This is a genomic window from Tamlana flava (assembly GCF_041287255.1).
In the GTDB taxonomy this organism is placed as follows: Bacteria; Bacteroidota; Bacteroidia; order Flavobacteriales; family Flavobacteriaceae; genus Tamlana; species Tamlana flava.
Genome location: NZ_JBGGTX010000001.1, coordinates 15,281 through 29,759, shown reverse-complemented (window position 1 = coordinate 29,759; position 14,479 = coordinate 15,281). Strand labels below are relative to the sequence as shown.

The 14,479-nt window shown below is 35.8% G+C and carries 14 protein-coding genes; 5 read left to right on the top strand and 9 right to left on the bottom strand.

Annotated elements, in window-relative coordinates; all coding sequences use genetic code 11:
• Positions 1-40: 40 nt before the first annotated feature.
• The 6 genes from ACB104_RS00085 to ACB104_RS00060 all read right to left on the bottom strand — a co-directional run bounded on the left by ACB104_RS00085 (position 41) and on the right by ACB104_RS00060 (position 6,086).
• Positions 41-874: a dienelactone hydrolase family protein gene (locus ACB104_RS00085; protein ID WP_370476112.1), complete on the bottom strand. Its 834-nt coding sequence runs from the start codon at positions 872-874 to the stop codon at positions 41-43.
• A gap of 91 nt (positions 875-965) precedes the next feature.
• Entirely contained in the window at positions 966-2,012 is a 1,047-nt protein-coding gene (locus ACB104_RS00080) for a glycosyltransferase family 9 protein (RefSeq protein WP_370476110.1), read from the bottom strand.
• A gap of 73 nt (positions 2,013-2,085) precedes the next feature.
• Positions 2,086-2,931: a DMT family transporter gene (locus ACB104_RS00075; RefSeq protein WP_370476108.1), complete on the bottom strand. Its 846-nt coding sequence runs from the start codon at positions 2,929-2,931 to the stop codon at positions 2,086-2,088.
• Positions 2,921-3,835: an EamA family transporter gene (locus ACB104_RS00070; RefSeq protein ID WP_370476107.1), complete on the bottom strand. Its 915-nt coding sequence runs from the start codon at positions 3,833-3,835 to the stop codon at positions 2,921-2,923. Before ACB104_RS00070 ends, ACB104_RS00075 begins: the two co-directional genes overlap by 11 nt.
• Before the next feature lie 31 nt (positions 3,836-3,866).
• Positions 3,867-4,322: a cold-shock protein gene (locus ACB104_RS00065; RefSeq protein ID WP_370476105.1), complete on the bottom strand. Its 456-nt coding sequence runs from the start codon at positions 4,320-4,322 to the stop codon at positions 3,867-3,869.
• A gap of 204 nt (positions 4,323-4,526) precedes the next feature.
• The gene (locus tag ACB104_RS00060) at positions 4,527-6,086 is read right to left on the bottom strand and encodes a DEAD/DEAH box helicase (protein ID WP_370476103.1); all 1,560 of its coding nucleotides are present in this window, start codon (positions 6,084-6,086) and stop codon (positions 4,527-4,529) included.
• A gap of 207 nt (positions 6,087-6,293) precedes the next feature.
• Between ACB104_RS00060 and mgrA the strand changes: the two genes are divergently transcribed.
• Complete coding sequence (gene mgrA, locus ACB104_RS00055; protein ID WP_370476102.1) at positions 6,294-7,307, top strand: L-glyceraldehyde 3-phosphate reductase; 1,014 nt, start codon at positions 6,294-6,296, stop codon at positions 7,305-7,307.
• A gap of 7 nt (positions 7,308-7,314) precedes the next feature.
• Here the strand turns inward: mgrA and ACB104_RS00050 are convergent, their stop codons facing one another.
• Complete coding sequence (locus tag ACB104_RS00050; RefSeq protein WP_370476100.1) at positions 7,315-7,977, bottom strand: hypothetical protein; 663 nt, start codon at positions 7,975-7,977, stop codon at positions 7,315-7,317.
• Positions 7,978-8,359: 382 nt separating this feature from the next.
• Between ACB104_RS00050 and ACB104_RS00045 the strand changes: the two genes are divergently transcribed.
• The gene (locus tag ACB104_RS00045) at positions 8,360-8,563 is read left to right on the top strand and encodes a hypothetical protein (RefSeq protein WP_370476098.1); all 204 of its coding nucleotides are present in this window, start codon (positions 8,360-8,362) and stop codon (positions 8,561-8,563) included.
• 55 nt (positions 8,564-8,618) lie between these two features.
• Complete coding sequence (locus ACB104_RS00040) at positions 8,619-8,753, top strand: hypothetical protein (RefSeq protein WP_370476097.1); 135 nt, start codon at positions 8,619-8,621, stop codon at positions 8,751-8,753.
• 71 nt (positions 8,754-8,824) lie between these two features.
• Here the strand turns inward: ACB104_RS00040 and ACB104_RS00035 are convergent, their stop codons facing one another.
• Together ACB104_RS00035 and ACB104_RS00030 are read right to left on the bottom strand one after the other, a co-directional pair.
• A complete protein-coding gene (locus ACB104_RS00035; RefSeq protein WP_370476095.1) occupies positions 8,825-9,244 on the bottom strand; it encodes a 3D domain-containing protein in 420 nt (139 codons plus the stop codon).
• Between the two features lie 17 nt (positions 9,245-9,261).
• A complete protein-coding gene (locus tag ACB104_RS00030; protein ID WP_370476093.1) occupies positions 9,262-11,238 on the bottom strand; it encodes an alpha-ketoacid dehydrogenase subunit alpha/beta in 1,977 nt (658 codons plus the stop codon).
• Positions 11,239-11,453: 215 nt separating this feature from the next.
• Between ACB104_RS00030 and ACB104_RS00025 the strand changes: the two genes are divergently transcribed.
• Positions 11,454-12,665: a T9SS type A sorting domain-containing protein gene (locus tag ACB104_RS00025; protein WP_370476091.1), complete on the top strand. Its 1,212-nt coding sequence runs from the start codon at positions 11,454-11,456 to the stop codon at positions 12,663-12,665.
• A 555-nt stretch (positions 12,666-13,220) separates the two neighbouring features.
• Complete coding sequence (locus tag ACB104_RS00020) at positions 13,221-14,441, top strand: 3-oxoacyl-[acyl-carrier-protein] synthase III C-terminal domain-containing protein (protein ID WP_370476089.1); 1,221 nt, start codon at positions 13,221-13,223, stop codon at positions 14,439-14,441.
• The last annotated feature ends 38 nt before the right edge of the window (positions 14,442-14,479 follow it).

Sequence of the window (14,479 nt, the reverse complement as noted above, 5' to 3'; positions counted from 1 at the left end):
TAATAGAAGATTATTTAATGGACATTTCATGTTTAGTATTTTACTGGTTAAATGTTTCATTAAGTAAGTTTTGTAGAGCTTGCCAGGATTTGGCATCAGCTTCAGCATTGTACTCCAAAGGCAAACTAAATTTTTCGCCCAACGCACTGGCTCCTTTACTCGTAAAGGCATGTTTTGCATCTGGTATTTCAATATAAGTATAGTCTGCATTAATGCTATCCATGGCTTTTTTGAATGCCACAACAGATTCTTGGGGAATAAAAGGGTCGGAGCCGCCATTCACCACCAAGACTTTTGCTTTCAACTTATCATTGGGCATTACAGGAAGGCCTAAGCCACTATGAAAAGCTGCGACGGCATCCAAATCCTCGCCAGTATTAGCTATAGTTAAGGCCATACTTCCCCCAAAACAATAGCCAATAGCAGCTATTTGATCAAGATTTACAGATGGATGGTTTTTCAAAATATCTAAAGCGGCGTCAAACCGAGCTGTAGCCAATGGCACATTATTTCTAACAACACCAGAAAATTTACCTGCATCTCCTGGGTGTTCCGCCACTTTACCATTGCCATACATGTCTATGGCAAAAGCCGAATAACCCAACTCAGCCAACATATCGGCACGCTCGCGCACGTAATCATTGTGGCCCCACCACTCATGAATGATAATAATACCGGGACGCTTTCCTGTTTTATTTTTATCAAAGGCAATATAGCCTTTCATTTGCACGGAATCTGCGCTATAGGTTACTTCTTCGGTTTCAATCTGTACTGCTGGAGCAACCATTTCGGGTGTTTCTTCTGTTTTTTTCTTGTCCTTGCATGCAACTAAAACTGACAGCATAAAAACTGCCATAATCAATGTATTCTTCATCTTGAAAATGCTTTTTCGGTTGTGTTTTAAATGTTGAGTTAACTTAACACTTTTAAAAGATTTTTCAAAATAATTGGCGGGTAAATAAATACTATTTTAGGATGCCGTTAATGGCTTTTATCCAGTCGTCTATTTCAGTATCTTCTGTATGGAGTGGTAAACTTCCATTGCCATAAGGACCATAAATTTCTGGATTTGTATACGAAAAGAAGCCAACTGTTGGCGTTAGCGAGGCACTTGCCAGATGCATCACGCCATTGTCCGCTGCGATAAAAATGGAAGTGTTTTTAATGATGGCTGCCATTTCCCGAATGTCTTTACTATAGAAATGAGGTGCTTTAAAGTTAATTTTAGAAATGTTTTCAATAGGCAACATTTCAATGATGTTATAGTTTGGATATTCTTTTAGTAAGCGATTGTAAAATTTATTCCACCATGCTTCAGAATAGCACTTATGCCCTGTGGCATTGGTATAAATGCAAATGGTTTTTTTGTCGTTTTTTATGATATCATCTAAAATGGCTTTTCCTTGAGCAATTTCTTCATCATTTAATCTGATGTTTAAAACGGGTAGTGCATTGTTGTTTTTTTCTAAACCCACTTGGGCTAAAACATATCTTAAATTGTAAATGGGATATTTTGAGATGTGTTTATAGTCCCTGTAGTTTTGCGTAATTGTTTCGTGAACATCTCCAAAAACCTTTATTTTTCCTATTGATAACGCGGTCAATAATCTACCGGAAGAAGAATCTTTGTCCCCATTAATGACCAAATCGTAACGTTTCCCTTTAATCTTGAACCAAGTGGCTATATATTTCAGAAGATTGTTGAATGGCTTTTTTGGCAGTTTGATGATGTTTTTGACTTGCTTGTAATTTTGAAATACAGGATGAGCTACGCCACCTTTTACAAATAAATCAATCTCGCAACCTGGGAATGTTTCAATAACTTCTTGAACAATTGGGGTTAAAAGTAACTGATTGCCGAGTCTATGGTTTGGCCTAATAATCAAGACTTTTTTAATGTCTTCAACTTTCACCGAACCTTTTTTAGGCAATTTATAGGAACCGCCAATACCTTTGGTAATGTTGTGCATTACCCGTCTTCTAAAACTATTAACACGTGCTGAAAATCCCATTTTCTATTAGTCGGTTTGAATAAAAATCGAGCAAAAATACAAATTATGTTTCAAAGGGAAGTTAACTACTTCACTACCCTTTTACCTTTGATTTGTACCAAACATTTAAAACCATACCAATAATGATTAGCACAATACCTAAAATGGTCCAAAAGGTATAGATTTCATTGAACAAAGTCATACCCAAAGTAGTCGTAAAAATAACTTCAACATATTTTATGGGTGCCACAATATTTGTTGAAGCCGTTTGAAATGCTTTGGTCATAAATATTTGTCCATAATAGCCGAAGACTCCAAGACTAAAAAGAAAAATCCACTCCGTTCCTTTTGGTGTTACCCAATTTCCAATGGAAAGTAAACCTCCTAAAATAGTAGCTGTGAGCATAAAATAATTGACAATAACAACCGGGTGTTCGCTTTTCCCTATTTTATTAATAATAACATAGACCAAGCCACTTAATACCGAAGCAATGAGTACCAGCATCAGTCCGTATGAATTCAGTTCGGTATCCAAGCCCTTCAACACCAAAACGCCCAAAAATGAAATGATGAAAAATACCCATTGCCAAGCACGAACTCTTTCCTTTAGGAGGAAAACAGCAAATATGGCCGCAAAAATTGGTGCGATATAGCGTAATGAAACAGCCGTTCCTACTGATAAGTATTTAACCGACATAAAAAACAAAAGCATAGAAGTCGCCCCTGTTATAGAGCGCAATATGAGTAGTTTGTTCTTTTTTCCAATAATGGGAATCTTGTTCTTTATTAAAAACCCAAACGTAAAAAACAATGAACTTAATGACCTAAAAAATACGATTTGGTAGGAGTTGACTTCACTTAAATGTTTTACCGTGGCATTCATACATGCAAAGGCCAAAGTACTGATTAGCATGTATTTTATGGCTTTTTTAGCGTCCAATACCTCTTGGTTTTATTACTCTATTGGTATTAATAAAATAAACCCCAGTGAGTAAAACAATTGCAGCTAAAATGGATTGTGTTGTGATGGTTTCGTCTAGAATATACCAACCCAAAATTAAAGCGATAACAGGGTTAACATAGGTGCTTGTTGCGACTTTTTCTGGTGAAACTTCCTTTAAAAGGTAATTAAAAGCCGTAAACGCTAAAATACTTCCAAATAATATAAGGGCCAACATAGACCACAGAACTTTACTGCTCCATGTTGATGGCATGGTCCATGGTTCTCCAAAACAAAAGCTGACTATGGTCAGCATAATCCCACCCATAAGCATTTGATAACCCGTGTTGACAAAAAAGTTTGAAGGCAAATTGGCTTTCCCAACAAATAGACTGCCATAGCCCCAACTTATCATACAAACAAAAATCATGATGATACCCGTAATTTGCCCTTCCTGACTAATAAGCTGCTTTTGGCTCACAAGAAGGTAAATGCCAATAAAACCCAACACAACGCCAATGTAGGACATGAGAGATATTTTCTTGCCCTGAATGATGCGCATCAAAATTAAAACAACCAATGGCTGTGCCGAAATTTCAAGTGCGGCAAACCCACTATCTACAAATTTCAATGCCCAGACCACTATTCCATTCCCAAAGGTTAAAAACAAAAAACCTGCCATAGTGGTGTTTTTAAGTTGCGCTTTGGTGATTGAAATATTAACCTTAAGAAGTTTAGCTATAATAAAAATAAGAATGCCCGCTATGGTAAACCGAAGACCTGCTAACATAAATGGAGGCAATTCTGAAACCGCAATTTTGTTTAAAAGATAGGTTGAACCCCAAATAACATAAATGGCAAAAAAAGCCAATATTATCATTATGGTTTTACGAGGTACAGCCATAAATTGCTATAATAATACTATATGTACAGTGCTATATTTTTTTTACACCAACTGCATTCATTCCTTTTGCACCACGTTCTAGTTCATAAGTAACCTTATCGTTTTCTTGAATCTCGTCCAGCAACCCGCTAACATGAACAAAATACTTTTCTTGATTCACACTGTTTATTATAAAACCAAAACCTTTGGAATGATCAAAAAATGACACTTTTCCTTCATTTGGAACTGATTCCTCCTCCTCTCTATCTTCCTTTTTAGGAATACCTAGTTCAATGCTTTCGGCCTTAATTTTTTCACGCATGGCAGGGTCTGGAGGCGTATCGGTTAAATTCCCATTAAAATCAACATAGGCAAATTGAATCCCCGATGAGCCGCTTGCTTCTTTTTCAGCTTTTCGGGCTTCTTTTTTTTTTTGCTTTTCCTCTCTTTTCTTTAAGCGCTTTTTTTCTTTTTCAATTTTATTAAATGTTACTTGAGATTTTGCCATAGTTTATAAGCTGCTGATTTTTTTTTGGTTAATACCCGTAAAGGTACTTCTAATTTTTATGATCTTATAATTATAATGGCATTAAAAGTGTTTCGCCCTTATAATTGAGAAAAAGGAATCTTTTTTATGGTAAAAGTTAATCTTAATTACAGTAAAAAAAACAGTTAAATTACCCGTGCCTTTTGGCCTTTAAAAACTAAAAGATTAATCCTCTGGTGGATAACCATTGATTTCCTCAAAAACTTCATCAAAATTTGAGCGCAGATATGCATTGAGTTTTTTTCGGTAATCTCCTTTGAGCCATTCTACAAAATTAAAGGTGCTTTTACTGATGCATTTGGTATAACGCTGAATCCTGAAGTCAATGTCATCGCCTAATTTTTTTGCCAATGCCAAGGCATCATACACATCTTCACTGTTTTCAATACATATTTTGGCATGTTGGGCAATGGAACGCTCTAATACTACTTTGGTGGTTTCACCATTTCTCAACGAATCCACATAGGTTTTTTGAATATCAAAATAAACATCTTTTGAGTTAGAAAATTCGGCGCGCAATTCATCTGGCATTTCATACCTAAAATTGCTTTCTAAATCTTCATCACTTAAAATGGAATCCAGATAATAGTTTGGCGACTTAAAAATACGTTGCCAATCCAAATCATCTCCCCATGGACCAAACCTGTGGAAGTTGTTACCCAAATCAACAACGGTAAAGGTGTTCTTGTCTTTTAAAATACGTGATCCCCGACCAATCATTTGATAATAGAGGGTCAATGATTTGGTGGCTCTGTTCAGAATAATACTTTCCACAGAAGGTTCATCAAAACCAGTAGTTAAAATACTAACTGATGTTAAAATGGCCCCAGGTGTTTTTTTGAACCACTTTAATATAAGAGCTCGCTCCTTTTTTGTGTTCGTGTTATCCAGGTGTGCAATGGGATAACCTGCTCTTCTAAATGTATCATACACATGAAGCGAAGTTGTAATACCGTTATTAAAAATCAATGTTTTTTTGCCAAGTGAACGCTCCTCATAAGCTTGAACAAGTTTTGAGAGCATGTCATCGGCTGTATACAAATCTTCCGATGACTTTACTGTGTAATCCCCATTAGCTCCAACAACAAGCGATGTTAAGCCCACATTGTAAGTGTACATTTCTGCCCGGGCCAAAAAGCCATTTTCAATAAGCGATTCAATACTTTCACCCACAATAAGTTCATCATAATTGTCGGTCATAGGCAATTCAATGCTCGAACTCAAAGGTGTTGCCGTAACCCCCAAAATAAAAGATTGGCTAAAGAACTTGAACAGTTTTGTAAAGGAATTATAATGAGCCTCATCAATAATCACCAAACCAATGTCCGAAATATCTAACTTGTCATCATTCAATCGGTTATTCAAGGTTTCTACCATAGCTACAAAACAGCTATATTCGGCTTGATCGCTTAAATCGGCTTTGCTGTCCACCACTTTGTTAACAACGCCAAATTCTGTTAGCATGCCAGACGTTTGCTTGCAAAGCTCAATACGGTGTGTCATCACCAAAACTTTCTTTTGGTGGTGCTTTAAATATTGCCGAACAATTTCAGAGAAGATTACTGTTTTACCACCACCTGTAGGTAGCTGATAAAGCAGATGGTAGTCGTCTGGCGATTCCTCAAAGGCCGTGAATATTTTATTGATTGCTCCCTTTTGGTAACTGTATAATTTTTTGCCTTCTGATCTCTCTTCTAACTCTAGTTCTGCTTTGGTAAACGCCATACATTAAATTTTGCAACGTGCAAAAATAACATCTTTAATGGGTTTATGTGCCATGTTTCGTTAGAAAATTATTAAGGGGATGTTAACAAAGATTAATATTCATTGATATTTTCCGGTTTCTTGTTTTCAATGCAACAGATTTCAAAATAACAAATGGCTACTCTAAAAGTTATGTTTACTTTTACGCTGAAACTAAATTGATGCACTATGGAAATTAATGATAAGTCCGGCGTTGAAAACTATATGGCCAATACCAATAGATATGAAGCGATGATATATAACAGAACGGGGAAAAGCGGTGTGCTTTTACCGGCCATTTCTATTGGGTTATGGCATAATTTCGGTTTTGTAGATTCCATTCAAAACGGTCGTGATATTTTAAGAACTGCTTTCGATTTGGGCATCACACATTTTGATTTAGCCAACAATTACGGTCCTCCATATGGTTCAGCTGAGGAAAATTTCGGAACCATTTTCAAAAAAGATTTCAAACCTTATCGCGATGAACTTTTTATAGCCAGCAAAGCAGGTTACGACATGTGGCCTGGGCCCTATGGCAATTGGGGTTCGCGCAAATATTTAGTGGCCAGTTTAGAGCAGAGTTTAAAACGCATGGGATTGGATTATGTGGATATTTTTTACCATCACCGGCCAGACCCAGAAACACCTTTGGAAGAAACTATGGTTGCTTTAGCGGATATAGTTAGACAAGGCAAGGCTTTGTATGTCGGTATTTCTAATTATCAACCGGAAGACACCCAAAAGGCGGCCAAAATACTTAAAGCATTGAACGTGCCTTTTATTTTGCACCAAGCACGATATTCGATGTTTGACCGCTGGGTGGAAAACGGACTATTAAATACTTTGGGAGAAAACGGTGTGGGCTGCATTGCCTTTTCACCATTGGCACAAGGTATGCTTACCGATAAATATTTAAATGGCATTCCTGAAGGATCTAGAGCGGCCAGGAATTTAACGTATTTGGAAAAAGAAACCGTGGCCAATAATCTTAAAAAAATCCAAAAGTTGAACGGCATAGCGCAACAACGTGGACAAGAACTATCACAAATGGCCATTGCTTGGATTTTAAGGCAACCGCAGGTAGCATCGGTTTTGGTTGGTGCTAGTTCTGGCGACCAGTTAAGAGAAAATGTAAAAGCTTTGGATAATTTGAGTTTTACCGATGGAGAATTGAAATTGATTGATGAGATTGTATCTTAAATAGAGATTACTCCTTTACAACAATAACTGTGGCCTTTACTCCAGTTGCTAAATTCCATTGGTTATGTGAAATAATATGCCCAGAATCATCAATAACTTGAAATTCGGCTGTATTGGGACCAGATTCGCCTTGGTTTAATGCGACAAAATCTATTTTATTAAAACCCTTTTGTAAATCAAGTTTAAAACCACTGTAACCGCCGTTTAAAAACACCCGAGGTTTTATCACATCATCGTTAACGCGCACTTGTATCAGGTCTCCATCCACATAGCCATGATCTCGATACACAATATTTACAGATTTAGCCTGGCTTTTAAAATCACCAAAGTATTGGTCGGTGGTGCTACCATTTATAGCCTCAATTTCTTTTGGGCTAAGTTTAAGGTCTTCAATATTCTTTTTTACTTGGGATGTGTAAAGCTCTCCCGGATTGCCAAATTCTTCCTCAGGAAACATAGAGAATTGTTTTTTTGGCATTTCTAAATTGGGCGTATTCATTCCAAAACTACTATTTTCGATGGGTTGCGAAGGTGTTAATGCACTGGCATCGGTAGAATCATTTTCATTTTCAACGGCAGGAATAATAACAGATTTAGGTCTGCTATCAACTTGGGCTTGAAGAGAGAACGACAAAAAACAAATAAAAGCAAGTAAAACAATAGGTCTCATTAATCTTGGATACTTTAACGCATTGAGGCATAAATCTTTTTCAAAGATATTTCATTATTACCAATACAAGTATGTAGTAGCAAATATTTAAGAAGATTTTAAGCAATAACTATTCCTAAAACGATTTTATTTTGAAATTATTAATTTTTGTTAATATAACTACCAATATTTCAAGTAAATAGGTGTTGTTCCCTACCCATAAAACCATTAAAATCTGTTAAAATTTGTTAAATCATTACTTTGTAATGCATAGTACTGTAACAAAATTAATTTTCGGTCGTCTATCATATACAATCAATCAAAAAAACAACAGTTAATCATTAATCATCAAAATCAAAAATTATGAGAACTTTAAACACCAATCAATTATCGGACACTGTTAATGGCACAAAAAGCCACGAATGGAACAGCAAAAGACGCTACAGATAAGCATTCACGTTTAAGTAACGGAGACTTTTATCAATCAAATCATTTTTATAACTATCAAAATCAAAAAATCATGAGAACTTTAAACACCAATCAATTATCGGACACTGTTAATGGCACAAAAAGCCACGAATGGAACAGCAAAAGACGCTACAGATAAGTAGCGTCTTTAATCCAAATCTTTCATCATTCAAAACTTTTATTTACATCAACACATGAAATCTATCATCAAAATATCAAGGCATCTTAATAACCTTACCCAAGAACATCTTTTGGCTAGTAAGCGTATTATAGATTTTAAATCTTCAAATACATCCATCTGGAATGGCGCCAAACGCTACGCGCATTAATCTGGAAAGGAAATGGAGCAATTTAAAAAGCTTATCCCTTTTGTTCTTTCTGAAGCCAAAACAAAATAAAGTCAGTCCTTTTTAGGGATGCCGTATTCAATACAGACCCGCCTCCTGCCCCAATTTTTGGCGGCGTTAACATCTTGCCCCATATAAATATCTATGCGGTTATTCCACTTATCACTCATTTTGTCTTTTACCAAATATATCCCATCAAGACCCTCAATCTTGACTGGGATATTGTGTTTTAGCCCCTTTCTGTATAAATCCCGCGAAACGGCAATACATTTTAAACCAGGCTTTAAACTATCACCAAATGCCGTGATATTCGGATTGGCATCCGTTTGATAAGCCAATGAATTGTAGGCCGTTGCCGTTACATTTTGGGAATCCCAGATATATTGGTTTTCAAACCGTTTTTGTTCATCAACGCAATTGAACAAAAAAACAACTACAAAAAACACTAAAATCTTTGAAGCAGACCATTCCATTCCACTAAAGATAAGAATTAGAAGGCTAATAATTCCAACAAGGCGTTTTCAAATCTGTTTTTGGGAAGGTATTGCTGTTCTAATTGAGAGGCAAAAGGTATTGGGGTTTCAATGCTAGCCACACGTTTTACGGGTGCATCGAGAAATTCAAAACAATTTTCCATGATTAAAGCCGAAATATCGCTGGAAATTCCACCAAAAAGAGAATCTTCTTGTAAAATGATCACCTTTCCCGTTTTCTTTACCGACGCATAAATCGTTTCTGTGTCCAAAGGCTGTAGGGTTCTTAAATCAATTAAATCGGCTGAAACGCTTGGGTTTTTATCTAAAGTTTCCAATGCCCAATGAACCGTAGCACCAAAACTTATTACTGTAACTTGAGTACCTCGTTTTATCGTTGACGCCTTACCAAATGGCAGCGTGTAATAATCTTCTGGAACCTCTTGGCGAATACTCCGGTATAACGCTTTATGTTCAAAAAACAGCACAGGATTAGGGTCATTAATAGCAGTCGCTAGAAGACCTTTGGCATCATATGGAAATGCAGGGTAAACCACCTTCAATCCAGGAGTTTTTGTAAACCAAGCTTCATTGGTTTGTGAATGAAAAGGACCAGCGCCAACGCCGCCGCCACAGGGCATTCTAATAACCACATCAGCGTTTTGTCCCCATCGGTAATGCGACTTGGCCAAATAATTTACGATCGGATTGAAACCAGAACTTACAAAATCTGCAAACTGCATTTCTACAACGCTCTTCATACCAGCAATGGATAGTCCCATGGCGGTTTCAACAATTCCAGATTCGCAAATGGGTGTGTTCCGAACTCGGTCTTTTCCAAATTGCTCCACAAAGCCTTCCGTAATTTTAAATGCACCTCCGTATTCGGCAATATCTTGCCCAATAATAACCAAATCATTATAAAGCTCCATGCTTTGCTTTAAGCTTTCGGAAATGGCATCTATAAACCGGATTTCATTAGTCTCTGTATTATATTTAACTTCTTGATATTTAAAGTCTTGAAATAAATCATTTAGTTCATCTGTTTCATTCGGAATGATATCTTCTTCATCAAAAGTTACTTTTAAATGTTCCTCGATTTCATGGGTAATGGACTCTTTTAAGGCGTGAATATCTTCATCATTTATGAAACCTTTTTGCTTTAGAAAATCTTCATAATTTAAAATAGGATCTTTCTTTCCCCATTCATTCATTAATTCATCTGGAACATATTTGGTGCCACTGGCCTCCTCATGTCCGCGCATTCTGAATGTTTTAAATTCAATTAATACTGGTCTAGAATTTTCTCGAACACTTTTAGCAATTTCACTGACTTTGGTGTAAACTTCAAGAATATTATTCCCGTTGATGATGTGCGATTCCATGCCGTAGCCCAAACCGCGATCAGCCAAATCCTTGCAATTGTATTGTTCACTTGTAGGTGTTGACAGACCATAACCATTATTTTCTATGCAGAATAATACGGGTAATTGCCATACTGAGGCAATGTTTAAAGCCTCATGGAAATCGCCTTCACTTGTCCCTCCTTCACCCGTAAAAACAGCCGTAACAGAATTCTTATTTTTCAATCTTGAAGCCAAAGCAATGCCATCCGCTACACCCAATTGTGGTCCTAAATGTGAAATCATACCCACAATTTTATATTGCTGCGTACCAAAATGAAACGACCTATCCCTGCCTTTTGTAAAGCCAGTTGCTTTCCCTTGCCATTGTGAAAACAAGCGGTACAATGGAATTTTTCTAGTGGTAAAAACACCTAGGTTTCTGTGCATGGGCAGAATGTATTCCTCTTTATCCATAGCCATTGTAATACCTACGGAAATAGCTTCTTGCCCAATACCTGAAAACCACTTGCTTATTTTTCCTTGGCGCAATAAAACCAACATCTTCTCCTCTATCATTCTAGGTTTCAGAAGGTTCTTGTACAATTCAATTAAAAGTGTTTTGTCTAGTTTATTTACAACGTATTCCATAGCTTTTAAAACCATTTTCAGGTTCTCAAATATACCATAAAAAGGAAAATGTTACGCAAAAGTTATAGGACTGGCATTACCATAATTTCTGCAGTGATTTTTGCATAACTTTATTACATCTATGTTCTTTTGACAAAATATTTTACCCTTTAAACTAAAATTAAAAGCAGTATAGTATTTTTTCCATACTTTTAAATCACTTAATCTTATTTACTATGAAAAACATTACTTTACTTTTTACTGCTCTTGTACTATTTTCTGTTGATTTAATATATGCGCAAACTCCTGCCAATGATACTTGTGATGGTGCTATTGTATTAACGGTCGGAGATTTTTCCTGTAACAATACAGAGGTTACATTGGATAATACAGCTACCGATTCAGGAGAGCTACCTGTTCCAGAATGTGCTGATTATCAGGGAGGCGATTTATGGTATAAATTGGTTATGCCCTCAACGGGTGGTGTCCATATTGAAACCAGCGAAACAGATGGATCTATTGATGATGGAGGCTTGGCCATATATACTGGCACATGTGGTAGCTTGGAACTTTATGCATGCACAGATGACACTAACCCAATTGATACTACCATGGAAGCTATTAATGTTGCCCATCCTGAAGGTGAGACCATTTATATACGTCTTTGGACGTATGGAGGTAGTCAAATAGGTACATTTAATATTTGTGTTGAGAAATATACCCCTGCTCCAGAAGCTACAAATGATGATTGTGTGAATGCCACTCCTTTGGAATTAAATTCAACTTGTATAACCACCTTAGGGTCGAATAATGCTACCAATTCAGAACTAGCTGACCCAACTATCCCACATCCAAGTACAGATGAAGATTGCGGATATTATCGAGGTAGAGATGTATGGTATAGTATACCTGTACCAACTAGCGGTCGTTTAGCTTTAGAAACCAGTGAAGATGATGGATCTATTCAAGATACTGGTATGGCTGTATATTCTGGAACTTGTGATCCTGATGGACTAACATTTGAAGCTTGCAACGATGATGCCAGTGGAAGCACCACCCTTTTTTCTAGAATTGAATTAACCGGTAGAACTCCTGGAGAGATGTTATATGTAAGAGTATGGTCCTATGGCAATGAAGAATTAGGTACTTTTAATATTTGTGGCATTGAATTACCTACTTTAAGCACGAATAAATTAGATATTGACTATTTTTCTGCCTCTCCTAATCCTGCTAAAGATTTTGTTAATTTAAAATTCAATAGGGTCACTAGTGAATCAATGACAATCCAGATTTATAATTTACAAGGAAAGTTAGTTTTAAATACTTCTCAAGAAGCCTTTAATAACAATGTACAACTTAACGTATCGAACTTATTTAGTGGTTTGTATTTTCTAAAAATCATTGACGGTTATAGAGAATTAAACAAAAAACTAATTATTAGTAAATAATTTATCTTTATTGATAATCTCTCAGTAGCATCATTTTTGACCTTTTTGTAATATTTTATATGCCTATTGAGTAGTTTACTGGAACAAGCCGATTATTTTCTTTGGGAAAAGTTTATGACTAAACCCATTGTCGATAAAGGTGTTTTTAAACGAATTGGCGATTGCCCTCTCCTTGGCCACGTTTTGTCAGCACTGCAAACGAAGATGTTATTGATTCCAATACTGATGATTAAAAAACAATTTTTAAGTCATTAATAACAGGAATGTCGATTTTAAAAGCATCCCGAGTATCGACAAAACAATATCTAATCGTTACGGACAAAAACTGGAAGACTTTAAAGAATGGTTGACCCTTACCGAATGACACCAAGAACTTATTGGTAAAGCAACTATTGGGAGAGTTCAGAAATGAACTCTTTACTCTTAAAATTATTCAAGAGACGGTAAGTTATAAAAAGATAATCTACAATTTACACGGCTAATATATTAGTATTTTAACTTCGTAAGCTTGATTGAATTGTTTAACTTTGTAATCACCAGCTAAACCTAATGACAATGAATGATATTATACTTTCTAATTTTCATCCTATATTAGTTGGGAAATTGATTAATCAAGGGTTAATTAATCAATACACGAAGTTTTTATATCATTTTTTTCAAAATTTCAAATTACAAAGAGAAAAACATTTAGAATTAGATAAGGAAGGAATTAGCTTTGGTGAGGTTTCGGATCATGTAAATAAATATGCCATTCCTTTTAAAAATATAGAAAAGCGTCAGATTTTATTATTTGATGAAATAGAGTCTTTCATAGTTAATGACATGGAAAACACAATACCATCAAACTATGTCTTTCCTAAAGGATTTGAATTTCTGCCAGATAGCCATTACGGACCTAAAATAGAGATGCGAATGGATTGGTTCAAGAAAAAATTAGGGTATGTATTTGATAAATTCTACGAACACACCCCGAATAAACCAGAAAATATTATTCATGTGACTTGTTCCGGCTATTCCTCTCCTAGTTTGGCTCAGGAGGCAGTAATAAACAGAAATTGGAACGATGTAAAAGTTACTCACTCTTATCATATGGGGTGTTATGGAGCATTCCCAGCAATTAGAACGGGATCAGGCCTATTGTCATTAAGTAAATCTAAAGGTCGTGTTGATATTGTACATACTGAATTACTTTCCGTCCACTTAAATCTAACCGAATTCTCACCTGCAAATACTATGATTTGTTCCTTGTTTTCTGATGGGTTTATTGGTTATTCTTTATATGACGAAAACTTGTTTTACAAAGAAGGTATTAAAAGTAATAAAGCAGGATTAAAAATTCTAACGTCCCATGAAGTATTAATACCTGACAGCTTAGAAGATATGACTTGGGATTTGGGTGAATATAGTTTTTTAATGACTTTATCAAAACGAGTACCTGTTTTTATTCGAAAAAACATAAAGCAATTTGTAATAAACTTGTGTGACAATATTGGTTTAGATTTTGAAGCAGAAAAGGATTCTATATATTATGCCATTCATCCCGGAGGACCAAAAATAATTGACTATGTAGTTCAGGAATTGAAAATTGACAATAGTAGAGCGCATTGGTCGTATCATGTTCTAAAAAATAATGGCAATATGTCATCAGCTACATTGCCCCATGTGTTTGACAAAATTATTAACGACCCCGAGATTAAGGTAAACACTAAAATCATTGCCATTGCTTTTGGGCCTGGACTAACGGCTACAGGACTTTTACTTGAAAAAATTGCATAGTATTTTATAAATAGAGATTATGTTATTTCTTATTTGGT

Excerpts from the sequence above, each read along its gene's own strand:
- ACB104_RS00040 (WP_370476097.1), top strand. The coding sequence starts at position 8,619 with ATGAAATCTATCATCAAAATATCAAGGCATCTTAATAACCTTACCCAA.
- ACB104_RS00035 (WP_370476095.1), bottom strand. The coding sequence starts at position 9,244 with ATGGAATGGTCTGCTTCAAAGATTTTAGTGTTTTTTGTAGTTGTTTTT.
- mgrA (WP_370476102.1), top strand. The coding sequence starts at position 6,294 with ATGGAAATTAATGATAAGTCCGGCGTTGAAAACTATATGGCCAATACC.
- ACB104_RS00030 (WP_370476093.1), bottom strand. The coding sequence starts at position 11,238 with ATGGAATACGTTGTAAATAAACTAGACAAAACACTTTTAATTGAATTG.
- ACB104_RS00070 (WP_370476107.1), bottom strand. The coding sequence starts at position 3,835 with ATGGCTGTACCTCGTAAAACCATAATGATAATATTGGCTTTTTTTGCC.
- ACB104_RS00085 (WP_370476112.1), bottom strand. The coding sequence starts at position 874 with ATGAAGAATACATTGATTATGGCAGTTTTTATGCTGTCAGTTTTAGTT.
- ACB104_RS00080 (WP_370476110.1), bottom strand. The coding sequence starts at position 2,012 with ATGGGATTTTCAGCACGTGTTAATAGTTTTAGAAGACGGGTAATGCAC.
- ACB104_RS00065 (WP_370476105.1), bottom strand. The coding sequence starts at position 4,322 with ATGGCAAAATCTCAAGTAACATTTAATAAAATTGAAAAAGAAAAAAAG.
- ACB104_RS00060 (WP_370476103.1), bottom strand. The coding sequence starts at position 6,086 with ATGGCGTTTACCAAAGCAGAACTAGAGTTAGAAGAGAGATCAGAAGGC.
- ACB104_RS00020 (WP_370476089.1), top strand. The coding sequence starts at position 13,221 with ATGAATGATATTATACTTTCTAATTTTCATCCTATATTAGTTGGGAAA.
- ACB104_RS00045 (WP_370476098.1), top strand. The coding sequence starts at position 8,360 with ATGGCACAAAAAGCCACGAATGGAACAGCAAAAGACGCTACAGATAAG.
- ACB104_RS00050 (WP_370476100.1), bottom strand. The coding sequence starts at position 7,977 with ATGAGACCTATTGTTTTACTTGCTTTTATTTGTTTTTTGTCGTTCTCT.
- ACB104_RS00025 (WP_370476091.1), top strand. The coding sequence starts at position 11,454 with ATGAAAAACATTACTTTACTTTTTACTGCTCTTGTACTATTTTCTGTT.